Origin of the sequence: Primorskyibacter flagellatus, assembly GCF_900176485.1 — a bacterium.
GTDB lineage: Bacteria > Pseudomonadota > Alphaproteobacteria > Rhodobacterales > Rhodobacteraceae > Primorskyibacter > Primorskyibacter flagellatus.
Genome location: NZ_FWYD01000002.1, coordinates 447,331 through 470,067, shown reverse-complemented (window position 1 = coordinate 470,067; position 22,737 = coordinate 447,331). Strand labels below are relative to the sequence as shown.

The following is a 22,737-nucleotide window of genomic DNA, read 5'->3' as shown; positions in this document are numbered from 1 at the left end:
TCTAGACTCCAACAGCGGGAAAGATCAATCGGGGCTTTGCTTTGGGTTGGGGATCACGCCCCGTCATCTGCCAGAGGGACGCCCGTCGCAATGCTGCCCGACCCGTCGCGAGGCGGACGGGGCAAAGCGATTCACAGCGATGATCACAGAAGCGAGGGGTCGGCCAAGCAGACCTTGCTGTCATTGCCATAAAGGCGTGATACAGCGGCTTACAATGCAATCCGCACATGGAACCATGAAATGAGACTCGGTCTTTCCTTAGCTTTGTTCCTGGCCGCAGCGCCCTGTCTGGCACAGCCTGCGGCGGGTGTTGCGCATCTTTCCGAAACGACGGTAGCGGAACGCCCCCTGTCCCTGTCGATCTGGTATCCCTCGGAGGGTGAAGCATCGGAAACCGTTGGCGGAAATCCAGTATTTGAAGGGGTTCCAGCCGCCCCGGATGCCCGGTTTCCGGAAGGTGCGTTCCCACTGGTGGTGGTGTCACACGGCGGCTTGCGGTCCGCTGCTGATTCCGGTGCCTGGCTCAGTTCCGCCATAACGCGAGCAGGTTATGTCGTGGTAGAGGTCAACGCACCGCGTCCGGAAAATGCAGCCGCCGCATTGGACGAGATCTGGCGCAGGCCGCAGGACATCCGCCGCGTGATTGATCTGATGCTGACGGACAAGGCCTGGGGTCAGCGGGTCGATGATCGCAGCATTTCAGTTGCAGGATTCGCGCTTGGCGCGACCGCCGCATTTTCCGTCGCCGGGGCAGAACTCGACGTTGCGCGTTACATGGGGTCCTGCGCCGCCGATAGTGAAATGGAAAATCCTGATTGTGGCTGGTATGCCAAGCAAGGCGTTGATCCGTCGCAAACCAGTCAGGAAAGCTTGGCGCAGTTGGTCAAAGATCCGCGCGTTAAGGCGGTGATCGGCGTGAACCCGGAATATCTGACCGCGCTTGGCGCGGTCCCGGCGGAGGTCAGCGCGCTGCGGATTTCTCTTGGTGATCCTGATGACGCATCCGACAACGACCAACTTGCAAAAGACGTTGTCATACCCAACGCGTCCGTGTTCGATGCGTTCGCGGTCTGCACCGACGCCGGCCCGGATATTCTCCAAGAGGAGGCGGGCGATCCATCCCTTTGCGGCGCTTCATCGGAAGCGCGCCGGGCCATCCAACAGAAAGTGTCCGACGCGCTCATATCCTTCCTCGCGGGTGTGAACGACTAAGCGCATCCAGCCATTCAGTCTTGGGGCCGGGCACCGAATGACGAACAGGAATCCCCGCAAGGTGCCCCCATCTTGGCCCCAAGGGGCTTATGTACACAATTGCAGCACAAAAGCCCCAAAAGGCCTCAAACGGACGGCCCCGGTTTCAGGCTGGCGGTGACGTAATTCACGCTCAGGTCGCGGTCGGACAGGCGCCATTGCCAGGTGATCGGGTTGAAGACGAAGCCCTTGCGATCCACCGGATCAAGCCCTGCCTTGCGCATCAGGTCGAACAGCTCTTCCGGGGTGATGAACTTGGCCCATTCATGCGTCCCTTTCGGCAGCCAGCGCATCACATATTCCGCACCGACAATCGCCATGGCAAAGCTTTTGGGGTTGCGATTGATTGTCGAGCAGATGTGTAACCCTTTGGGTTTCAACAAGTCTTTGCAGGCGGTCAGATAAGCAAGCGGGTCGGCGACGTGTTCTACCACTTCCATGTTCAGCACTACGTCGAACTGTTCTTCGGCCGCTGCCATCGCCTCGGCTGTGGTGTGGCGATAGTCGATCTCCAGTCCCGATTGCTGCGCGTGAACCTGCGCGACGGGGATGTTACCTTCTGCCGCATCGGCACCGACCACCGTTGCGCCCAGTCGTGCCATCGGTTCGCACAAAAGCCCGCCGCCACAGCCGATGTCCAGAATACGCAGGCCTTTGAAAGGCCGCAAGGCATTGAGATCACGATCAAATTCTTCCGAGATCTGGCTGGTGATGTAATCCAGCCTGCACGGATTGAGCATGTGCAGCGGCTTGAATTTGCCGTTCGGATCCCACCATTCGGCGGCCATCGCTTCGAATTTGGCAATTTCCGACGGGTCGACCGTGGTCTGAGTTGCCTGCATCGCGAAGTTCCTGTGTTTTTTGTCTGCTTGTCCATATATAGATCGGTCATGGACAAATTCTCGGGCCAAAAGCGCGCAGTGCAGCATCTTTATCCACCCCTCGATCCGTTCGACCAACGCATGATGGAGGTCGGAGGCGGACACACGATCTATGTCGAGCAATGCGGCAATCCGGACGGGATTCCGGTGATCGTGCTGCATGGCGGCCCCGGCGGCGGGTGCAGCCCGACGATGCGGCGCTATTTCGATCCCAAGGTGTATCGTGCCGTGCTTTTCGATCAGCGCGGATGTGGCCGGTCACGGCCTCATGCCAGCGTCATCAACAACACGACATGGGATCTGGTTGCCGATATTGAACAGATCCGCGAGGATTTGGGGGTCGAGAAGTTCATCGTCTTCGGCGGCAGCTGGGGCGCGACGCTGGCGCTGATCTATGCCGAGACGCATCCCGAGCATGTCAGCAATCTGGTGCTGCGCGGCGTGTTCATGATGACCCAGGCGGAATTGGACTGGTTCTATGGTGGCGGGGCCGGGCTGTTCTGGCCCGAACCTTGGGCGCGCTTCTCTGACCTGATCCCGGAAGATGAGCGGCACGACATGATCGGTGCCTATCACAAGCGGCTGTTTTCGAATGATCTGCGGATCGAGACGCAATATGCAAAGGCTTGGTCTGCTTGGGAAAATGCGCTTGCCTCGGTCTATTCAAGCGGATCGGGCGGCGATGCGCCGGGGGATTACGCGCGGGCCTTTGCGCGGTTGGAAAACCACTATTTTACCAATGCGGGCTTTCTGGATTTTGACGGTCAGATCCTCGCCCATGTTGACCGGATCGCGCATATTCCCGGCGTGATCGTGCAGGGCCGCTACGATATGATCTGCCCGCCGGAACGTGCCTGGCAACTCGCGAATGCGTGGCCAAATGCGGAACTGCGCATGATCCGGAATGCCGGGCACGCGCTGTCCGAACCCGGCATCAGCGCAGAGCTGGTCAAAATCATGGATCAACTGACCGGCCGCTAAAACCGGACGCAGCGTTCTTCGTCACAGGGGTTTACTTAGATCCGTCAGCGGTTACGCTTCACGCCATCAGCAGAAACAACTGAAAGAGGTCAGGTGTCATCAGTCTTTCGCATCATCTTGCAGCGCATTGCGCTGGGTGTGTTGACCCTGTTCATCGTATCAATTGTTATCTTCACGGCGGTAAACATGCTGCCCGGCGATTTTGCGCAGGCGATTCTGGGGCAGGCCGCCACACCAGAGGCGATCGCCGCGATCCGGCAGGACCTTGGATTGGATCAACCCCCGGTAAGCCGTTATTTCACTTGGCTTGCGGGCGCGGTGCAGGGGGATCTGGGGTCTTCGTTCGCGCAGGCAAACTTTGCCAGCTTCGTCGGCGCAGAGAGTGGCGGAACCGAAGTCACGGTCGCCACGCAGATCGCGCCACGATTTGCCAACACGATGTTCCTCGCGGGCGTCACGGCCTGCATTGCTGTGCCATTCTCGATCTTTCTGGGCGTTCTGGCAGCACTCTATCGCAATTCGGCGTTCGACAAGGCGGCAAATGTCTTCACGCTCAGTTCGATCTCCAGCCCGGAGTTTTTTCTGGCTTATGTGCTGATCCTGTTTCTTGCGGTGCTCAATCCGGTGCTGCCGTCGCTGTCGAATATCTATGACGGCATGGGCTTTGGCGAACGTCTGCAAAAGACGCTGTTGCCCGCGTTGACGCTGACGCTGGTGGTCACGGCGCATATGATGCGTATGACCCGCGCGGCAATCATCAACCTGCTCGCCTCGCCCTATATCGAGATGGCGCGGCTGAAGGGCATCTCGCCCCTGCGGGTGATCGTCAAGCACGCCCTGCCCAACGCGCTGGCGCCGATCATCAACGTGGTCGCGCTGAACCTTGCCTATCTCATCACCGGGGTGGTCGTGGTCGAGGTTGTCTTTGTCTATCCCGGCATCGGGCAGTTGTTCGTGGACGGCGTCAAGAACCGTGACATCCCGCTGGTACAGGCCTGCTGCCTGATTTTCGCGGCGGCCTATATCCTGCTGAATCTGACGGCGGATATCATGTCTTTGCTGTCCAATCCGCGCCTGAGGCATCCCAAATGAGCATGATACTCTGGATCCTGCTGATGGTGCTGGCGCTTGGTCTTGCCGGATGGGCGTTCCGTCTGGCGGGACAGAACATCACCGGCAATAGCCCGTATTTCCGCGACATGCCGTATGGTGTCGCCTTTGGATATGCTCTGGCGGCCGGGGCGTTGCTTGGCGGGCTTTGGCTGTGGTTTCAGCCCGGCGCGGTGTTCTTTCGCTGGGCGTTTCAGGGCGTCGTAATCTTCGCAATCGTCGCCTGGCTTTTCCGCCTTCTGGGCCGTGCGGTGGGGACGGCCGGCACCCGCAAGCTGTTCCGCGAGATGCCTTTGACTGCCAGCTTCGGAATCCTGATCATCCTGATTTACGCAGTCCTTGCGATTTTTGCCGGGGCCATTGCGCCGCATGGGCAGGAAGAGGTCTTCGCCCGCGTCAACATCCTGCCCGGTGGCAACCCGGAAACCGGAGGCGATCCGGCCTTTCCGCTTGGCACCGACCAGATCGGGCGCGACCTTCTGTCCCGTCTGATCTACGGCGCACAAAATACCGTGGGCATTGCGTTCGTCACGACCTGTCTGGCGTTTCTGCTTGGCGGCTCATTGGGATTTCTTGCCGCGACCTTGCAAGGCTGGCTGGATCAGGTGCTCAGCCGGGCGGTGGATGTGCTGATGGCGATCCCGTCGTTGATTTTCGCGCTTCTGTTGATGACCATCGCCAGTGCCTGGGCGGGGTCCGAGAAATGGCTGCTGACCGTCTACATGATCCTCATTATCGCGGTGATCGATTCCACCCGTGTGTTTCGTCTTGCCCGCGCCGTCGGGTTGAACATCGTGGTGATGGATTACATCGAGGCGGCGAAGCTGCGCGGCGAGGGGCTGCCCTACCTGATCTTCAAGGAGATCCTGCCAAACGCCTACGCGCCCTTGTTGGCAGAGTTCGGGCTGCGGTTCTGTTTCGTGTTCCTGACCATCGCATCGCTCAGCTTTCTGGGCGTCGGTATCCAGCCGCCTTTGGCCGATTGGGGCACGATGGTGCGTGATCTGTCGCAATTCATCAATTTCGCCGCCTTCTCGCCGCTGACCGCTGCTCTGCCGCTTTTGGCAGCGGGTGCCATCGCGCTGCTGACGGTTGCAGTGAATTTTGTGGTGGACTGGATGCTGCACCGGACCTCGGGGCTGAAGGATTGAACCGATGAGTGATCTTCTGTTGAAAATCCGGGGCCTGAAGATCGAAGGCCGGTCGGACGAGACGTGGCTGCCGATCATCAACGGTGTGGATCTGGATCTGCACAAGGGTGAGGTTTTGGGTCTGATCGGTGAAAGCGGGGCGGGTAAATCCACCATCGGGCTGGCCGGGATGGGCTTTACCCGCGACGGCGTGCGCATTTCCGATGGTTCGGTGGAGTTTGACGGCATTGATCTGGTCAACGCCTCGGCCGAGACCAAGCGCAAACTGTTGGGCACCCGCATCGCCTATGTCGCGCAATCCGCCGCCGCCAGCTTTAACCCGGCGCATAAACTGATCGACCAGCATACTGAGGCACCGGTCCAGCATGGCGTCATGTCGCGCAGCGAAAGCGCCGCCGACGCGGTGGAGCTGTATCGTCGCTTGCGTCTGCCCAACCCCGAAGAGATCGGTTTTCGCTACCCGCATCAGGTGTCCGGCGGACAGTTGCAACGCGCGATGACGGCAATGGCGATGTCCTGCCGCCCGGATCTGATCATCTTCGACGAGCCGACGACGGCGCTGGACGTGACAACTCAGATCGAGGTGCTGGCCGCGATCCGTGATATTGTCGAGCAATTCGATACCGCCGCGATCTACATCACCCATGATCTGGCGGTGGTGGCGCAGATGGCCGACCGCATCAAGGTATTGTTGAAGGGGGATGAGGTCGAAGAGGCCGAAACCCGCGAGATGCTGTCTCACCCGAAAGAAGACTATACCAAAAGCCTTTGGGCAGTGCGCGAATTCAAGCGCCCGCAAAAGCGCGTGGTGGCTTCCGGCGCGGTGCCGGTTGTTTCTGTCCGCAAGGTGACCGCCGCTTACGGGCCGGTAAAGGTGCTGCGGAACGTCAGTTTCGACATCCATGAAGGGCGTACCGTGGCAGTTGTGGGCGAAAGCGGCTCTGGCAAGTCCACGGCTGCGCGCTGCATCACCGGGCTACTGCCGCCGTTGGTCGGGTCGATCATGGTCGACGGGGTTGAGATGCCCGCCGATTACCGTAAGCGCAGCAAAGACCAGCTGCGACAGGTGCAGATGATCTACCAGATGGCGGACACCGCGCTAAATCCCCGCAAGACGATTGGCGAGATCATCGGCCGGCCCGTGCAATTCTACATGGGCCTGCGCGGGCGTGACCGCCGCCGCCGGGTTGAGCAGTTGCTGGATGAAATCGAGCTGCCCGCCGATCAGTATTTCGACCGCCTGCCGTCAGAGCTTTCGGGCGGTCAGAAGCAGCGCATTGGCATTGCCCGCGCTTTGGCAGCCGAGCCGCGTTTCATCATTTGCGACGAGGTCACCAGCGCGCTGGATCAATTGGTCGCCGAAGGTATCCTCAAACTGCTGGCGCGCCTTCAGGACGAGTTGAAACTCAGCTATATGTTCATAACCCATGATCTTGCGACGGTGCGATCCATCGCCGATGAGGTTGTTGTGATGAAAGAGGGGCAGGTGATCGAACAGGGGCCAAAGGACGAGATGTTCCGCCCGCCCCATCACGCCTATACCGATCTGCTGCTCAGTTCCGTGCCGGAAATGGATCCGGATTGGCTGACAAACCTGCTTGCGGAACGCGGAGTTGATAACATCGGCGACGCCGCAGTTGATAAGATGGGATGAGAATCGTCAACGCTTCGGTAAGGGGCGGGGTCCAGGATTTGCGGAAGATCCGCGATAAAGAAAAGTACAGGGAGACGAAAAAATGGTACAGATTAGCAGACGAAGCCTGCTGAAAACCGGTGCAGCCGCGAGCGTTCTTGCAGCGACGGGCCTGCCTTTGCGCGCCGAGGCCAAGCGTGGGGGAACGCTGCGTCTGGGACTTGCGGGTGCCAATACATCCGACACCTGGGACGGCCGGACGCATTCAGATACCTACATGATCATGTGTGCCTACGGTGCCGTGTTTGATTGCATGACTGAAGTGTCGGCCAGCGGTGAATTGATCGGCGAATTGGCCGAAAGCTGGGAAGCGTCGGCAGATGCGAAAACCTGGACGTTCAAGCTGCGTCAGGGCGTGACGTTCCACAACGGCAAGGCCTTTGGTGCAGATGACGTGATTGAATCGCTGAACATGCACACGGCAGAAGGGTCGAAATCAGCGGCCAAGCCGATTGTGTCGGCGATTTCGGAAATCAAGAAGGTCAGCGATCACGAGGTTGTCTTTACGCTTGAATCGGGCAATGCTGACTTCCCGTTCCTCTTGGCGGATTACCACCTGCTGATGTACCCGGCGGGCCAGATCGACGAAGCCATTGCCAAAGGCATCGGGACCGGCATGTATAAGGTCGAAGCGTTCGATCCCGGTGTGCGGACATTGCTGAGCCGCGTTGACAGCCATTACAAGGACGGCAAGGCGGGGTGGTTCGACCAGATCGAAGTTATTGCGATCAACGATGCGTCGGCCCGAATGAACGCGCTGATGACGGGTCAGGTCGATGCCGTCAACCGTGTCGATTACAAGACCGAAGCGCTGCTGAAGGCAAATCCCAACGTCAACATCTTCGAGGTGACGGGCAACCGGCACTTCACCTTCCCGATGCTGACGGCGCTGGATCCGTTCAGCAATCTCAAGGTGCGTCAGGCGCTGAAACACGCGATCAACCGCGACGAGATGGTCCAGAAAATCCTGTTGGGTCACGGGTCTGTTGCGAATGACCACCCAATCGGTCCCGCGAACCAGTATTATGCAGCCGATCTGCCGCAGAACAGCTATGATCCGGACAAGGCGAAGGCGCTGTTGAAAGAGGCGGGTCTTGAGGGGCTGAGCGTTGACTTGTCGGCCTCCAGCGCGGCATTTGCCGGTGCGGTTGACGCTGCACAGCTTTATCAGGCGTCAGCCAAGGCGGCGGGCGTGAACATCAACGTGGTTCAGGAACCAGCGGATGGGTACTGGTCCAATGTCTGGCTGAAAAAACCGTGGTGCGCGTCCTATTGGTCGGGTCGTGCGACTGAGGACTGGATGTTCTCGTCGGCCTATGCGTCCGGCGCGCCGTGGAACGACACCGGCTGGGAAAATGCCCGTTTTCAGGAATTGCTTCTGTCCGCACGGGCAGAGTTGGACAGCAGCAAGCGTCGCGACATGTATACCGAGATGCAGATGCTGTGTTCGACGAATGGCGGCTCGGTGATCCCGATGTATGCCAACTATGTTGACGCACATTCCACCAAGCTGGCGAATTCGGGAACGATCGGCAATTCTTTCCAGATGGACGGCAGCCGCTTTATCGAACGGTGGTGGTTCGCGTAATCCTCGTCATATCCAAACGACAGAAGCCCCGCAATTTGCGGGGCTTTTTATTGGCGGTAGCGCGGAAATGGTCGCGCCCACAGGTCAGTCAAGCTTATCCGAAGGTCACAGGACGTAGCGGCTGAGATCGGTGGATTTTGTCAACTCACCCAGATGCTTGTCCACAAACTCCGCGTCAACGGTGACATCACTTCCGGATTGATCGGGGGCGTCGAAACTCAGGTCTTCGAAAACGCGCTCCATCACGGTGTAAAGACGCCGCGCCCCGATATTTTCAACCGATTGGTTCACGTCGGCGGCGATCTTTGCCAAGGCCGCGATGCCGTCCTCGGTAAAGGTCACCTCGACCTTTTCGGTGGCCATCAGGGCGGTGTATTGCAGCGTCAGCGCATTGTCCGTCTCTGTGAGGATCCGCACGAAATCCGCCTCTGTCAGCGCGCGCAGGTTCACGCGGATCGGCAAGCGGCCCTGAAGTTCCGGCAAGAGGTCCGAAGGCTTGGCAATGTGAAACGCGCCGCTGGCGATAAACAGGATATGGTCGGTCTTCACCGGGCCATGTTTGGTGCTGACGGTGGTGCCCTCGATCAGCGGGAGCAAATCGCGCTGCACGCCTTCGCGGCTGACATCGCCGCCGCGCGCATCGCTGCGGGCACATACCTTGTCGATTTCGTCGAGGAAAACGATACCGTTCTGTTCCACCGCCTCAATCGCCGCGGCCTTTACGGTTTCGTCGTCCAAAAGCTTGTCCGCCTCTTCCGAGATCAGCGCTTCGTAGCTTTCGGCCACGGTCATGCGTTTGCGTGTCGTGCGGCCCTGAAATGCCTTTCCGAAAAGGTCGCCCAAGTTCATCATGCCCATATTGGCGCCCGGCTGTCCGGGAATATCGAATGTCGGCATCGGGTTGGAGGTGTCGGCCAGATCGAGTTCAATCTCTGTGCTGTCCAGCTCGCCTGATTTCAGCTTCTTGCGGAACATCTCGCGCGTACCTTCGCGGGCATCCTCACCGGCGATGGCAGTGATCACGCGTTCCTCTGCCGCATGATGCGCGGCGGATTTCACGTCTTCGCGCATGTATTCGCGGGTCATTGCGATGGCAGCATCGACAAGGTCACGCACGATCTGTTCTACATCGCGACCAACATAGCCGACTTCGGTGAATTTCGTGGCTTCCACCTTGATGAACGGCGCGCGGGCAAGCTTGGCCAGACGGCGGCTGATCTCGGTCTTGCCGACACCTGTCGGGCCGATCATCAGGATGTTCTTGGGGTAAACCTCGTCGCGCAGGTCATCTGCCAACTGCTTGCGGCGCCAGCGGTTGCGAAGGGCAACGGCGACAGCGCGCTTGGCATCGTTCTGGCCGATAATGAACCGGTCAAGCTCTGATACGATCTCGCGGGGGGTCAGGTCAGTCATAGCGGGTCCTTATGCAACGGTCACGTCGGGCGCACATCTTGAGGCAAAAGTTGGCAAGCCACTCAGGAAGCGTCTTTGCCGTCGATGGTTTCGACCGTGAGATTTCCATTGGTGTAGACGCAAATATCCGCAGCGATGGCCATCGCACGGCGCGCGACGCTTTCGGCGTCCAGTTCGGTATCCATCAGTGCCCGGCCGGCGGCGAGTGCGTAGTTGCCGCCAGAGCCGATCGCGGTGACGTCATGTTCGGGTTCCAGCACGTCGCCCGCGCCAGTGATCACATACAGATCCGTCCCGTCGGTGACGATCAGCATCGCTTCGAGTTTTTGCAGGTATTTGTCGGTGCGCCAGTCCTTGGCAAGTTCGACACTGGCGCGCTGAAGCTGACCGGGGGTTGCCTCAAGTTTGGTTTCCAGCCGTTCCAACAACGTAAAGGCGTCGGCGGTGGAGCCGGCAAACCCTGCAACAACATCGTAGCCGCCTGGCGAAATCCGGCGCACCTTGCGGGCGGTGCCCTTGATCACTGTCTGGCCCAGGCTGACCTGTCCGTCGCCTGCAATCACCACGCGGCCGCCTTTGCGCACACCGATAATTGTGGTGCCGTGCCAACCGGGAAAGTCGTTTTCTGCCATGTGGTGCCTCCGTTTCCTTCCCGGCGTATATGGCGGGCGGGGTGACAGGGTGCAAGGGCAGGCGCGTTTGCGCAGCTTGCAACCCCCAGCAAAAAGGGCACCGCGAGGGGTGCCCTTTCGATGTCTGTGGGTCGGACCGGCGCTTAGATCGATTCCTTGATCCAGCTTTCCAGCGCAGCTTTTGGAGCAGCCCCGGCACGGTTGGACACCACCTGACCGTCCTTGAAAATGAACAGCGCTGGAATGCCGCGCACGCCCATTGCCGCTGCGGAATTAGGGTTCTGGTCAACATCGACCTTGGCCACCTTGATCTGTCCATCCATCTCGGCGGACAGCTCTTCAAGGGCTGGGCCGATCTGCTTGCAAGGACCGCACCATTCGGCCCAGAAATCCACCACAACGGGGATGTCGGAATTTTTTACTTCGGCGTCGAACGTGTCGTCGGTCACTGCCACGGTAGCCATTGGGGTTCTCCTAAAGAGATTCGAGGGGTTTTCATCTTGGGCATGAAACCTAGGAAGCCCGGCGCATGACGTCAAGATGTGGCGGTCATGGACAGGGCAACACTCACCATATCGTTAGGTAAGGGCATGTATCGCGGCACCGCAGTCCATAAGATACCGGTTTCAATCTGGTGGTTCGGGTAGATCTCTTCAAGGGCAGCGGCATAGGCGCCCATCTGCCGCAGCAGGCCATCGGGGCAGTTTTCCGGGCTGTCGGGAACGGTGCGGTTTGATTTGAAATCCACGGCGGTGATCTTTTGCGGGGTGATAATCAGCCTGTCGATGACCCCGTGGATGCGCCGACCGCCAAGCGCGTGCAGGGTCGCGGTGATTGGCACTTCGGCCAATGTGCCCTCGCCGAAAAGATGCGCCAGTTCGGGTGCGTCCAGCAGGTATAGCGCCTCTTTCACCAACTGAGCGCGATGTTCGGGCAACAGGATTTCACCGGCGCGCGCCAGCAGCCTGTCGGCTCGGGCGGCACGAAGATCGCTGGTCACAATTGGCAAATGTTCCAGCAACAGATGCAAGGCGGACCCCAGCGTCTTGGCCGTTTCCTCGTCCAGCCCAGCCTCACCGGGCAGGGCCTTGGCACCCCCCAGATCAGATGGGCTAAGGGTTTCTGCGGGGGGGATGACAAGCGGGGCCGGCTGGGACATGAACGGAGGCAAAGCTGCCGTTTCACTGACCGAGGGCTCTGGCGAAATCTGCGGGGGGCTTTCCCAATCGCCGGTCTGCATGCGCAATCCCGGTCCGGAGCCCAGTTCGCCAAAATCGAACCCGTGTGGTTCGGCGCCTGCATTCTCCATGCCGACGCGCACCCGGTCGTGCCACGCTTCGCCGTCCTTGCCCAGCTCGCCGGCCGCGGCGACGATCAGCCACTTTTCGGCGCGGGTCATGGCGACGTAGAGCAACCGGTCGCGTTCGTTGCGTTGGGCGGCGCGCTCTGCCTCCTGCGCTTCGGACTGCACGGAGGGGCTTTGCGCCGCAGTTGCAGGCCAGATCACCGTGTCTGCGCATTTCAAAAGACCGCGGGATGCCCGCTGGATCCGCTGACCGCTATCGGGCAGCATCACGATTGGGGCCTCCAGCCCTTTTGCGCCATGCACGGTCATCACCCGGATGCGTTTTCCTGCGCTATCGGCCTGCCGCTTTATGACGAAGTCGTCGGTCTGCATCCATTGCAGGAACCCGGTGAGACTGGGGATATCCGATTGCTCATAGCCAAGCGCCTGGGACAGCAGCGCGTTGATCCCGTCCTCGGCCTCTTCCCCCAGCCGGGCCAACAGTTTGCGGCGGCCGTCATGCCGGGTGAGGATACGCTCGATAAGGTCGTAGGGCCGCAGAAAATCGGTCTTGCCCATCAGGTCGTTCAGGACGGCCCAGACATTGGGGAATTCGTCACGACGCTTGCGCAATGCAGCCCACAGAAACGGGCCGTCGCGACGATGGGCCAGATCAAAGACCTGCTGTTCCGTCCAGCCGAACAGAGGGGATTTCAACGCTTCCGCGAGCGACAGGCTGTCCTCGGGCGTTGCCAGAACCTTGAGCACGGCCGCCAGATCGCGCACCGCCAATTCCGCCCCGACCTTGAGCCTGTCGGCACCGGCAATCGGCAACCCACCGGCCTTGCAGGCGCGGATGATCTCCTGAAACAACGGCCCGCGCCGCTGCACGAGGATCAGAAAATCACCGGCATGAATCTGGCGCGTCTGATATTGCCCGGTATTGCCGATCTCTTGCGCGATGGGCTGGCCGATCTGGTCGTGGATGAACCCGGCGATGCGCCCTGCCAGCGTTACGGTGTGGTGCCGCGTGTCGGGTCGGTCCAGCGGTTCGTACCAAGGGGTTTCGTCTTTCTCACTGTTGCGTTCGACCACCGGCCACAGATCGACGCGCCCCGGCATGTCGGATTTGAAGGCCCGGTGCGCGGCCTCTTCGCCAAAGCCCGCGTCGTTGCGCCCCTCGAATGTCTTGTCCACAAGTTGCAGCACCGGCGTGGCAGAGCGGAACGAGTATTGCAGCGTCAGGCTTTGCAGCGGCGTGGGCGAGGCGGCCAGCCGTTGTTCGAACTCGTCCCGCATCCGGTCGAATTCACGCGGGTCAGCGCCCTGGAACGAATAGATGGATTGCTTGCGGTCCCCAACCACGAAAACGGTGCGGATGTGATCCGACCGCGCGCTGACGCCTGCGGTGAATTCCTGCGCCAACCGTTCAATGATCTGCCATTGCACCGGGCTGGTGTCCTGCGCCTCATCGACAAGGATATGGTCTATGCCGCCGTCCAGCTTGTACAGCACCCAAGCCGCTACTTTGGGGTCGTTCAAAAGGGCGCGGGCCTTGAAGATCAGATCATCGAAGTCGAGCCAGCCCTTGCGTTGCTTCGCGGCGTCGAATTTGGGCAGGAACAGTGCCGCGAACCGGTGCAGCGCGTGCGTTTTCTCTGCTGCGAGCAGGGCAAGACGTTCTTCGCGGGCGCTTTCGACCCGGCGCATCAAATCCTCCAGCCGGGGCATTAGGTGGGGAATGGATTTTTGCAGCCCCTTGGTCGGAAAGGTGCCGATCTTCGCCGTGAAGGGGTCTTTCGCGCCAGCGCCTGTTAAAAACACGCCTTCCATCACCGGTAATGCATCGAAATCCGGAAGGCCGATCCCGCCCAGCGGCCCGACAGCCCGAAGATCCATCGCACTGCTGGAGCGGAGCGCAGACACCAGTTCCGCCAGCAATTCCGCCTCGCCGCCAAGGAAAACCGTTTGGGCGATACTGGCGCGCGACGTGTCGGGATCAAGGCCGTAAAGCGCCTTTATCTCGGGTTCGGCAAGGGGGCGCGACAGGGCGGTGCGGTGCTGCAAAATGTCCTTTGTCAGGCTTTCCAGATCGTCATCGGAGGAAAAGTGCCAGGCGGCGGCGGTGACTTCGGCAGGATGGGAAAGCGCCAGCGCATCGACCACTTCGGCCTGAAGCAAGATGGCGGCGCGGTCCTCCATTTCCTTGAATTGCGGGCTGATGCCCGCCTCCAGCGGGAACCGGCGCAAAAGCGCCGCGCAGAAGGAATGAATGGTCTGGATGCGCAGGCCGCCCGGCGTTTCGATCGCGCGGGCAAACAGGGTGCGCGCCTGTTGCAGAAACTCTTCGTCCAGCGCGGATTCGACACCAAGCTGATCCAGTTCTGAGCTGAGCGCCGCATCATCCAGCATCGCCCATTCACCCAGCCGCCGAAACAGCCGGTTCTGCATCTCGCTTGCGGCCGCTTTGGTGTAGGTCAGGCACAGAATATGCGAGGGCGACACCTTGTTCAGCAGCAGCCGTGCCACACGGTCGGTCAGCACACGGGTCTTGCCTGACCCTGCATTGGCTGACAGCCACGTTGATTCCGAAGGGTGCGCGGCGCGTACCTGCGCCTCTGTGGCGTCGTCGCGGATCATTCCAGCACCTCTTGGGTGGCATCGTCCGCGCCGTCCCATTCGCCGAACCGCGAAAGCTGATCATAGTCGGAAACGTGCTTGTCCTCCTGCATCGCGCGGCGGGCGGTAAACCCCTGATCGGCCTGTTGATAGGCGGCAATAAGCGCGGTGAACTCGTCCCAAACCTTTTCGGGCGGTTCCTTGCCCAGCGGAGCGGGAACCTCTTTGGGCGGGGCGGTCAGCCCGATATAGAGCGCCTGCGCGACCTCTGCGGGTGCCAGACCGTCGAACGCGCCCTGTGTGGCCATCGCCGCCTCCAGCAGCAGTTGCTTGTCGAATTTCGCCTGCTCGGATGGGCTGGGCGGCGTGCCAGTCTTATAATCGAAGATATGCAACCTGCCCTCGCTGTCGCGGTCGATGCGGTCGGCCATGGCCGTCAGGGTGAAACCCAGCATCGGGATCTCTGCGCGCCCTCGTGTCTCATGCACGACGGGCGTTGCGGCAGTTTGCCTTTGTGCCTCGTTCGCGACAAAACCACCTGCGGCCTTGTCAAGCCGCGCCTGCCAGATCCGTCTGGTCGAGGGCCACGGCACATCGCTGTCCAGCCGTTCCCGCGCAATGGCGGACAGGTGTTGGGGGGTCAGCAGCGACGGGTTCGCGGTGACGTCGCGCACGAAGTGTTCGATCACGCTATGCAGCAGGATGCCCCGCAGCAAAGCATCCGGCGCGCGTTGCAACGGATCAAGCGGTCGCAGCCGCAAGACATGACGGGCGTAGATCGCATAGGGATCGCGGATAAGCCGTTTGATCTCGGTGACGGACAGTTGTTTCGGACGCGCCTCTACCGGAGGACAGGGGGAGGGGCGCAGGGCCGGAGCAACGGGTTCCGTCGCCTCCAATGCGCGCGCATGGGCCAACCAGTCTGCGCCGCGAGCCTGCATCTGGCGCAGCGCTTTTGGCCCGTTGCGACCCGGCAGGCCGTTCATCAGGTTGGTCAGTCGGTTCAGCCATCGTCCGGCCACCGTTTCGGCGTCATCCGATCGCAAGGAGCGGGTCATCCAGACCTCGGGCGCGGCAACAGCCTGCTGGAAATCATGCGCCGCAAGGCCGATCCGCCGCTCAGGCAGCAACAGTCCCGCATCATGCCGCATCTTGCGGTTCAGCCAAGGATCAGCGCCGGGCAGTTCCGGCCAACTGCCTTCGTTCAGCCCGCCAAGGATCATCAGGTCCGTGCCCTGCACCCGTGCCTCCAGCGTGCCCCAGATCAGGATATGCGGGTGCGGCGCGTCGCGATCGCGCAACGGTTCCGCCGAAACCAGGACGCCCGAAACAAGGGAGTCGTAATCGGTGGCGTCCATTTCCCCGCCATGGGGCGCCTCGGCGGCGATCTGCTGCATGGCGGCTTTCGCAGAGCGGCCGGCCGCCTGATCCCACAGGATGCCGCTGCCGGTGGCGTTTGGCCCGGCCGAGATCGCCTCGGCCCGCGCGATATGGGTTTCTGCCCAGTCCGACAGGGGGCGCTTGCCCTTTAGCGGATCAACCATGAAACAGGCAGCCATCCAGGCAAGCCATTCCGCCGCGTCCTGTTTCTCCGCCCAGCCTTGCAATGCCTCTGCCGTCGGGAAGGGGATGCCCTGCCGACGGATGTGAAGCTCCAACTCGCGGGTCAGGATCAGGTGCCGATTGCGGTCCTGCCCGGTATGGGTCAGCGGATGTTTCAGAAGGGTCAGCAGCGTCTCGGCGGTGCAGGGGCGCTGAAACAGATCCAGCACATGCCGCAGAAAGCGGCCCGGTGGGGTCAGTTGCAAAGGCGTGCCCGCGCTGTCATCCGGCACGATGTCCCAGCGGTCCAGGGCCGAGGTTACCTGACGGGTCAGCATCCGGTCCGGCGTTATCAGCGCTGCGGTTTGACCGTCCTCTGCCGCCTTTCGCAGACGCATGGCGATGGCCAGCGCCTCATCGCGACGCGTCGGCGCCTCCAGCAAGGTCACATCTTTGGTCGCTATCGTAAGGTCCGGCAGGGTCGGCCCGTCCGTAAGCCATTGATCGGTGACCGGCGCAGGCCGCAGGGAAAGCGACACCAGTCGATTGCGATCTGCCGAGGGTGCTGGCGTGTCCGACCAGGGCGTGACCTGATCGGGGCGCAATTCCATTTGCTGCATCAACCGGGCAAAGCGATATTGCGGGTGATCCTCGCTTGTCATCCCGTCGGTCAGCGCATCCCAGACATGATCCGGCATGTCGTAATCAAAGCCGGGCAGAACCACCGCACCCTGCGGCAGCCGCGCCACGGCCCGCATCAACAACGCCGTGGTGCCACGAGACCCGGTTGAGCCTGCAAGGATCACCGGGTGATCGGGCGGCGAGAGTTCCCAATCGCGGATCAGCCGAAGCGTCGCCAGCCGTTGCCATGCGGCGGTGTCCGGGGGCTCTGCATCCTTGTCGAAATAGCTTTGCACGATGCTGATGAAGGTTTGTGCGCGCTCCCAATGACCGCTGAGGTCGGACACGTCCAGCGCCGCGATGGCAGATGGCGGCACGCCCTCGCCCTGCATCTCGTCCATCAAGGCGGTAAGGCTGTCGGCAAGGTCGAACAGGGCCGTGCGCGGGGCGAGATCGGGTTGCTGGTCCAGTAGCCGGGCGATGAGTTGTGACAGTTCCAGCCTGCGCCGCAAGGCTGGCACCGGATCCGGCAGGTCGGGCATGTCAGTGGCGTCCGCCAACGATGTCAGAAGACGAACGCGCGGCAAGAGTTTTGGGGGCCCGGCGTCAAAAATATCGCGGATCCGGCGGGACATGCGGCGGGTGTTCACGATCAGCTCGACCTGCGCCCAAGCCTCTGGCGGGGTATCGGCCATCCGTTCGGTCAGCCCGTCGATCAGGGCGGCCGGGAAATCCACACCGGGTGCCAAGCCAAAAAGGCGCGGGGCGGGCGTATCGCTAAACATCCAGCATCGCCTCGGCCAGCGCGATGCCTTCGGGGTGGCCGACATCGCACCATTTACCATCATAGGGCAGGCCATAAAGTCGCCCGTTCTTCGCGATTTCATTCCAAAGTACGTTCAGCGAAAAGACCTGTTCGGGGATGGGGTGAAGCCCGTCCGTCCGGATAATCTGCACGCCGCTATAGACCAGCCCCGGACCGCGTTGCAGGCGGCCGTCCGGCAGGAGCGTGAAATCCCCTTCGCCATTGTGTCCAATGGCGTGCTGCAATGGCACACAGAGCAGAAGCGCATCCATGTCGTCGGGCCGCCAGGCATTTGCCAACAACTGAAACGGATTGGGGCCGCGCCAGACCGCATCGGTATTCGTGGTGAATACCGGATTGGATTGCAGCAAAGTCAGCGCCTGCCGCAACCCTCCGCCCGTGTCGAGGATCGCGGGGGTCTCGTGACTGAACAGAACGTCGGTCGATGCCAGATGCGCGCGCAGAAGGTCAGGCAGATAGTGCAGGTTGACGACACGGCGCAAATCCGGAAATGGCTTGGTCAGGTCCAACGCATGATCGATCAGGGGCCGCCCGGCGACCTTGATCAGCGGTTTCGGGCGGGTTCGGGTCAAGTCCTTCATGCGCGTGCCAAAGCCCGCGGCGAAGATCATCACGGCTTGCGGGTCGGACACTGCGATTTCAGCCTTTCCAGAACGGCGGTTTCAGGAGGCGGCAGAAGCGGCGCAAGTTGCCGCGCCAGTTCTGCAAGCACCGGATGCGCGAGGTTGGTTTGCAGGTGAGCCCAGACACGGGGGATCAGGTCGATGTAATGCGGCTTGCCCGCACCGATGCAAAGCCGGGTAAAGACCCCGAGAATACGCAGATTTCTTTGCGCACCCAGAACAGCGGCGGCGGCGGCAAATTGATCCGGGTCATGGCCGGTAAGTTTTAGGAAATAGGTTGTCGTGTCAGCGACGACAGAGGCAGGCACATCCCGGCGCGCGTCCTGCAAAAGCGACATGAGGTCATAGGGCGCGTGGCCCAGCATGGCGTCCTGAAAGTCCAGAAGGCCGGCGCGTGCGCTGCCGGTGCGGTCCGGCAACCAAAGCAGGTTTTCGGCGTGATAGTCCCGCAGGATCATCACCGAGGGCGCGCCTGCATGGGCCTGCAATGCATCCTGCATGGCATTGATCGCCGCAGATTTCGCATCAACCGCCACGGGTTGACCCGCATGTTCGGCATACCAATCGAAGACGAGGTCGGTGGCCTGCGCCAGCATATCCGGCGTGGCGCGCGGCAGGTTGGCCGGAGGGGACAGGCGGTGGACTCGTGCCAAGACTTCGGCGGCGGTACGGTATAGCAGCGACTCCTGCGACGGATTCTCCTCTGCCAGACGCGCAAACAGCGCATCGCCGAGATCTTCCAGCAGAAGCAAACCATTATCCGTGTCGGCGGCCAATATACGCGGCGCGCTCAGACCATTTTCGACCAGATACTCCGAGAGCGTCTGAAACAGCTGCGTGTCGCCCGCCGGGTCAGTCATCAAGATAGCACTGCGCGTGCCATCCGTGAGACGCATATAGGTGCGCGAAGAGGCGTCACCGGCCAGCAATGCGCGGTCAGCGTCAGTCCAGCCTGACCGTGACAGAAAATCATCCGGCGAAGTCATCCGACTATTCCCTCAAGCCGGGACTTCCACTTCGCACCGTGCCAATTCAATGACAACTCGCGGGCGTCTTCCTGAGCGGTTTCGGAGAACCGAATGGTCAGCGCGTCTTCTGGCGTTAGCGAACCAAGCCTGTCGGGCCACTCAATCAGGCAAATCGCGCTTTCAAAAGCCTCTTCAAGACCAAGCTCGATACACTGCGCGGGGTCGGTAAGGCGGTACAGATCGCAGTGCCAGATTTCACCAGACGTGCTGTCATAGACCTGAACAAGCGTGAATGTAGGTGAGGGAACGTCTTCAGGCTCTGTCAGCAACGACTGGATCAGCTGTCGCGCGAAAAAGGTCTTGCCTGCGCCGATGCCGCCTTCCAGCAGTACACTGTCGCCGGGTTGCAGCCGGGTGCCAAGGGTCCGGGCAAAGGCACAGGTCGCCTGTTCAGAATTTATGTGAAAGGTCGTTGATCCGCGTGACATGGCGGCGACATTAACGCCCATGCCTGTGGCTGCAAGCGGGTTCAGACGCTCTGCGTGTCCAATTGCCGTATGGGCAGCGTCGGCGTTTCGCAGGCAAAGCTGACAAGCGTTGATCCGCCCGACACAGGGGTTATCTGGCAAAGAATCTGACCGCCGTTCCTGTGCGTTACTCGCATTTCCCAGGCCGCCCGGTCATGGCCCTGCACCACAAAATCGCGCAGCTCGCCCCACATGGGTGACGGATGGCACAGTTCCTGCCACTGCCGGGTGGCGTCAACGACGGTCATCTCGGCAAAACTGCTGTCCGGATCAGACTTCCACAGCGTGCGGTAGGCTGTATTGGAAAAGGACAGCACGCCGTTTTGTGAGAAGATCGCGATGGCGTCGTCCAGCGTGTCGATCACACATTGGCTTAGCTCTAGCTCTGACCGGAACCGGCGCGTCAACGAAATCTCGGCACTGATATCTTCAAACAAAAAGGCAATTGCGCCGTCAGGGTGCGGCCGGCCGGTGACTTTGTAGGTCAACCCAGAGGCAAGCGACCAGGTTTCGGAATAGCGGTCATCGCTGGCGGCTGCGACAAGGTCCGCCATCTGCTCGCGCCAACCGTGGTAGTTCTTGGGCTCGGGCATCATCCGGCCTTCGCGAAGCCGGTCGAAGAACGACAGCAGATTCGGTCGACCGGAAAGAAATTCGGCGGACAGCTGCGTCAGGTCGATCAATGCCGGATTGAAAAGTGCAAGCTGACGATTGCGGTCAAAAATGGCCAGGCCGATGGGCAGGTAGGCAAAAGTCTTTGTCAGGGTCTGGACAAAGTTGCGCTGCGCGATCTCTGCCCGCACAACAGCCGTTACGTCGATCCCGAAATGAAGCCATGACGCACCGTGTTGCGCGGATGTGATATCGAACCATCGTTGGGCGTCGCCGCGCGCCGATGTCAGGCAGGTGCGCCGGGTGCGCATATGCTCCAGCCCGTTGGATGGCACATCGAAAATAGGCGCTCCGGGCTGATAGCTCTCGACGCTCGCGGTCAGGGTGTCATAGGCTTTGTTGCTCCAGTCCGTGCGATTTTTGCTGTCGCTTTTCCAAATTGGATTGGGTGCCGTTCCCAAGGCGATACGCAGCAGGTCCAGTTCGGACTGGGCGCTGCGTAATTGGTGCAGATCGGCTGAGCTGGCCGGTCGGTCGCACAGCGTCAGGCGCATCCGGCTGCCGACTTTATCAACCTCGATATAACCGTCATCGTCGGGCTTGGCTGAGGAAAAAAGCTGCCGTTCACGGGGTACATGATCGGGCAGCGAAGGAAAACGTGCGCGCAAACTGGCGACAAGATCGTGCCAGGTGATGTTTTTGCCCGCCATCAAGTCTCGTGTCTCGTCCGTTGCATCGACGATCATGTCGTCTTTGAGCAAGACCGAAATGGCCGGTTCAACATCCTGACGGGGATGGGGTCGTCCAGCCGGGCGATCGTTGCCGCGCGCCAATACGGATAGCAGAATGATCGCGGTAATCGCTGCGGCGGTGCAAACCACCAGGAAGTCATACGTTTCGATCATGCCGGTCCAGCTTTGCTGTCAGATTCGGATATGCCGACATTTCCTTAACAGCGTTAATAACCCCTTAATCGGAACAGTGCCCTAAACTTCGATCAAGGTGTTTTCGCCGATCGGGTGCCCTGACTTTCCCAGTTCCGTGACAATCATGTTGCGGGGCCAAACCACCTCGACGATGGCACCGCACCTTTCGGACGTCATTGATTTCGGTAAAAACCCATCTGACCCGTTGGCAAAATTCAACTGCGCGCCGGTACGCTCCAGCAGCGTCTTGGCGATGAACAAACCCAGCCCCATGCCTTCGTATTCCGGACGCGCGCTGCGGTCACGATCCGTCCGGCGGTTGCGCACAAAAGGGTCACCGATCCGCCCGAGTAGGTTCGGAGGATAACCGCGCCCGTCGTCGATGATCCGAATGGTGATTTTTGCTTCCGTCCATGTTGACTCGATCCAGACGGTGGTGCGGGAAAAATCCACGGCGTTCTGAACGAGGTTGCGCAGCCCGTGAATGATTTCCGGACGGCGCAGGATGTTGGGTTGTTCCGCCTCGCCACCCGGTCCGGGGCCTTCCTCGACAATGATTTTCTTCCCGCGGTTTTCATGCGGTTCTGCCGCTTCCATGATGACCTGCACCAGCGGTGCCTGGCGCATGTGCAAATCTTCTTTGCCAGCGCGTCCCATCGAACGAAGGATGTCGCGACAGCGATCGGCCTGCTCGCGGATCAGGCGCGCGTCTTCCTGCAAATCCGGTTGGTCATGCAGGTCTTCCATCAGCTCTGCCGAGGTCAGTTTTATCGTGGCCAGCGGTGTGCCAAGCTCATGCGCGGCTGCCGCGACCACGCCGCCAAGGTCGTTCAACTTCTGCGCGCGGGACAACGCCATTTGCGTCGCGGCCAAAGCGTCGTCCATGGAGTGCATTTCGTTCGCGATGCGGCGGGAATAGATCGACAGAAACAGCAGCGCGATGGTGATTGCGACCCAGTTTCCGTACAGAAACGTGTCCGGGACGCGCAGGATGAAGCCTTCTTCGGTCCGCAGCGGCAGGTGAAACCGGATCAGCAGCGACATCAGGACAAACGCTGTGATCCCCAGCAGAGCAGTGGATCGTAGCGTCAACACCGAGGCGGAGACCGTGACCGGCCCCAACACCAGCAAGGCGAACGGATTGTTCAGGCCTCCGGTCAGGTACAGCAGAAAGGACAGTTGCAGCACATCAAACAGCACCATCAGGAAGTTCTCGGTCTCGCTGAGACGCTTGTTTTCCGGAAAGACAAAAACCGCGATCAGGTTCCCGATAACCGAGACACCGACCGCCATAAGGCACAGGCCAAGCTCCAGCGTCAGGTTGAACATGCGCTGGGCCACGAAGATCGCCACCAACTGCCCGACAATGGCAATCCAGCGGATCAGGATCATCGTGCGCAGACGGATCCAGTTGCCCCGGTTGCGGCCGCCGGCAAAAGAGGTTTCAGAGGTGCTCATCTGCGGCCATTCGTTCCCTTGCATTCAATA

General features: G+C 60.6%; 17 protein-coding genes. 6 read left to right on the top strand and 11 right to left on the bottom strand.

Going from position 1 to position 22,737, the window contains the following annotated elements:
* The first annotated feature begins 240 nt into the window (after positions 1 to 240).
* Positions 241 to 1,212 (top strand): alpha/beta hydrolase family protein, encoded by a 972-nt coding sequence (locus B8991_RS05055; protein WP_143514491.1) that lies wholly within the window; start codon positions 241 to 243, stop codon positions 1,210 to 1,212.
* Positions 1,213 to 1,337: 125 nt separating this feature from the next.
* Here the strand turns inward: B8991_RS05055 and ubiG are convergent, their stop codons facing one another.
* Positions 1,338 to 2,093 carry a bifunctional 2-polyprenyl-6-hydroxyphenol methylase/3-demethylubiquinol 3-O-methyltransferase UbiG gene (gene ubiG / locus B8991_RS05050; RefSeq protein WP_084350937.1) on the bottom strand — a complete coding sequence of 252 codons (756 nt, stop codon included), beginning with the start codon at positions 2,091 to 2,093 and terminating at the stop codon, positions 1,338 to 1,340.
* Positions 2,094 to 2,141: 48 nt separating this feature from the next.
* Between ubiG and pip the strand changes: the two genes are divergently transcribed.
* From pip to B8991_RS05025, 5 genes are all read left to right on the top strand, one after another.
* Positions 2,142 to 3,113 (top strand): prolyl aminopeptidase, encoded by a 972-nt coding sequence (pip, locus tag B8991_RS05045; RefSeq protein WP_084351168.1) that lies wholly within the window; start codon positions 2,142 to 2,144, stop codon positions 3,111 to 3,113.
* Between the two features lie 93 nt (positions 3,114 to 3,206).
* Complete coding sequence (locus B8991_RS05040; RefSeq protein ID WP_084350935.1) at positions 3,207 to 4,205, top strand: ABC transporter permease; 999 nt, start codon at positions 3,207 to 3,209, stop codon at positions 4,203 to 4,205.
* Entirely contained in the window at positions 4,202 to 5,374 is a 1,173-nt protein-coding gene (locus tag B8991_RS05035) for an ABC transporter permease (protein WP_084350933.1), read from the top strand. Before B8991_RS05040 ends, B8991_RS05035 begins: the two co-directional genes overlap by 4 nt.
* Before the next feature lie 4 nt (positions 5,375 to 5,378).
* Positions 5,379 to 7,028, top strand: coding sequence for an ABC transporter ATP-binding protein (locus B8991_RS05030; protein ID WP_084350931.1), 1,650 nt, complete (start codon positions 5,379 to 5,381; stop codon positions 7,026 to 7,028).
* A gap of 82 nt (positions 7,029 to 7,110) precedes the next feature.
* Positions 7,111 to 8,655, top strand: a complete 1,545-nt coding sequence (locus tag B8991_RS05025; protein WP_084350929.1) for an ABC transporter substrate-binding protein — start codon at positions 7,111 to 7,113, stop codon at positions 8,653 to 8,655.
* A 105-nt stretch (positions 8,656 to 8,760) separates the two neighbouring features.
* Here B8991_RS05025 and hslU read toward each other — a convergent pair whose 3' ends face one another.
* The 10 genes from hslU to regB all read right to left on the bottom strand — a co-directional run bounded on the left by hslU (position 8,761) and on the right by regB (position 22,707).
* Positions 8,761 to 10,068, bottom strand: coding sequence for an ATP-dependent protease ATPase subunit HslU (gene hslU, locus B8991_RS05020; RefSeq protein WP_084350927.1), 1,308 nt, complete (start codon positions 10,066 to 10,068; stop codon positions 8,761 to 8,763).
* Positions 10,069 to 10,130: 62 nt separating this feature from the next.
* Entirely contained in the window at positions 10,131 to 10,700 is a 570-nt protein-coding gene (hslV, locus tag B8991_RS05015; RefSeq protein ID WP_084350925.1) for an ATP-dependent protease subunit HslV, read from the bottom strand.
* Positions 10,701 to 10,843: 143 nt separating this feature from the next.
* Positions 10,844 to 11,164 carry a thioredoxin gene (trxA, locus tag B8991_RS05010; protein ID WP_084350923.1) on the bottom strand — a complete coding sequence of 107 codons (321 nt, stop codon included), beginning with the start codon at positions 11,162 to 11,164 and terminating at the stop codon, positions 10,844 to 10,846.
* Positions 11,165 to 11,235: 71 nt separating this feature from the next.
* A complete protein-coding gene (addA, locus tag B8991_RS05005) occupies positions 11,236 to 14,625 on the bottom strand; it encodes a double-strand break repair helicase AddA (protein ID WP_084350921.1) in 3,390 nt (1,129 codons plus the stop codon).
* Entirely contained in the window at positions 14,622 to 17,552 is a 2,931-nt protein-coding gene (gene addB / locus B8991_RS05000) for a double-strand break repair protein AddB (RefSeq protein ID WP_084350919.1), read from the bottom strand. Before addB ends, addA begins: the two co-directional genes overlap by 4 nt.
* Complete coding sequence (locus tag B8991_RS04995; RefSeq protein ID WP_084350917.1) at positions 17,545 to 18,204, bottom strand: nucleotidyltransferase family protein; 660 nt, start codon at positions 18,202 to 18,204, stop codon at positions 17,545 to 17,547. The genes addB and B8991_RS04995 overlap by 8 nt, the downstream gene beginning before the upstream one ends.
* Positions 18,204 to 19,202 (bottom strand): aminoglycoside phosphotransferase family protein, encoded by a 999-nt coding sequence (locus B8991_RS04990; protein WP_084350916.1) that lies wholly within the window; start codon positions 19,200 to 19,202, stop codon positions 18,204 to 18,206. The genes B8991_RS04995 and B8991_RS04990 overlap by 1 nt, the downstream gene beginning before the upstream one ends.
* Complete coding sequence (gene tsaE, locus B8991_RS04985) at positions 19,199 to 19,693, bottom strand: tRNA (adenosine(37)-N6)-threonylcarbamoyltransferase complex ATPase subunit type 1 TsaE (protein WP_412780452.1); 495 nt, start codon at positions 19,691 to 19,693, stop codon at positions 19,199 to 19,201. Before tsaE ends, B8991_RS04990 begins: the two co-directional genes overlap by 4 nt.
* Before the next feature lie 20 nt (positions 19,694 to 19,713).
* Entirely contained in the window at positions 19,714 to 21,228 is a 1,515-nt protein-coding gene (locus tag B8991_RS04980; RefSeq protein WP_084350913.1) for a PAS-domain containing protein, read from the bottom strand.
* Positions 21,229 to 21,309: 81 nt separating this feature from the next.
* A complete protein-coding gene (gene regB / locus B8991_RS04975) occupies positions 21,310 to 22,707 on the bottom strand; it encodes a sensor histidine kinase RegB (RefSeq protein WP_084351164.1) in 1,398 nt (465 codons plus the stop codon).
* Between the last annotated feature and the right edge of the window lie 30 nt (positions 22,708 to 22,737).

What these genes read in the sequence shown, in the direction of transcription:
- addA (WP_084350921.1), bottom strand. Translation starts at nt 14,625, where the DNA reads ATGATCCGCGACGACGCCACAGAGGCGCAGGTACGCGCCGCGCACCCT.
- trxA (WP_084350923.1), bottom strand. Translation starts at nt 11,164, where the DNA reads ATGGCTACCGTGGCAGTGACCGACGACACGTTCGACGCCGAAGTAAAA.
- B8991_RS04995 (WP_084350917.1), bottom strand. Translation starts at nt 18,204, where the DNA reads ATGATCTTCGCCGCGGGCTTTGGCACGCGCATGAAGGACTTGACCCGA.
- ubiG (WP_084350937.1), bottom strand. Translation starts at nt 2,093, where the DNA reads ATGCAGGCAACTCAGACCACGGTCGACCCGTCGGAAATTGCCAAATTC.
- B8991_RS05025 (WP_084350929.1), top strand. Translation starts at nt 7,111, where the DNA reads ATGGTACAGATTAGCAGACGAAGCCTGCTGAAAACCGGTGCAGCCGCG.
- tsaE (WP_412780452.1), bottom strand. Translation starts at nt 19,693, where the DNA reads ATGGGCGTTAATGTCGCCGCCATGTCACGCGGATCAACGACCTTTCAC.
- regB (WP_084351164.1), bottom strand. Translation starts at nt 22,707, where the DNA reads ATGAGCACCTCTGAAACCTCTTTTGCCGGCGGCCGCAACCGGGGCAAC.
- B8991_RS05035 (WP_084350933.1), top strand. Translation starts at nt 4,202, where the DNA reads ATGAGCATGATACTCTGGATCCTGCTGATGGTGCTGGCGCTTGGTCTT.
- addB (WP_084350919.1), bottom strand. Translation starts at nt 17,552, where the DNA reads ATGTTTAGCGATACGCCCGCCCCGCGCCTTTTTGGCTTGGCACCCGGT.
- hslV (WP_084350925.1), bottom strand. Translation starts at nt 10,700, where the DNA reads ATGGCAGAAAACGACTTTCCCGGTTGGCACGGCACCACAATTATCGGT.
- hslU (WP_084350927.1), bottom strand. Translation starts at nt 10,068, where the DNA reads ATGACTGACCTGACCCCCCGCGAGATCGTATCAGAGCTTGACCGGTTC.
- B8991_RS05030 (WP_084350931.1), top strand. Translation starts at nt 5,379, where the DNA reads ATGAGTGATCTTCTGTTGAAAATCCGGGGCCTGAAGATCGAAGGCCGG.
- B8991_RS04990 (WP_084350916.1), bottom strand. Translation starts at nt 19,202, where the DNA reads ATGACTTCGCCGGATGATTTTCTGTCACGGTCAGGCTGGACTGACGCT.
- pip (WP_084351168.1), top strand. Translation starts at nt 2,142, where the DNA reads ATGGACAAATTCTCGGGCCAAAAGCGCGCAGTGCAGCATCTTTATCCA.
- B8991_RS05055 (WP_143514491.1), top strand. Translation starts at nt 241, where the DNA reads ATGAGACTCGGTCTTTCCTTAGCTTTGTTCCTGGCCGCAGCGCCCTGT.
- B8991_RS04980 (WP_084350913.1), bottom strand. Translation starts at nt 21,228, where the DNA reads ATGATCGAAACGTATGACTTCCTGGTGGTTTGCACCGCCGCAGCGATT.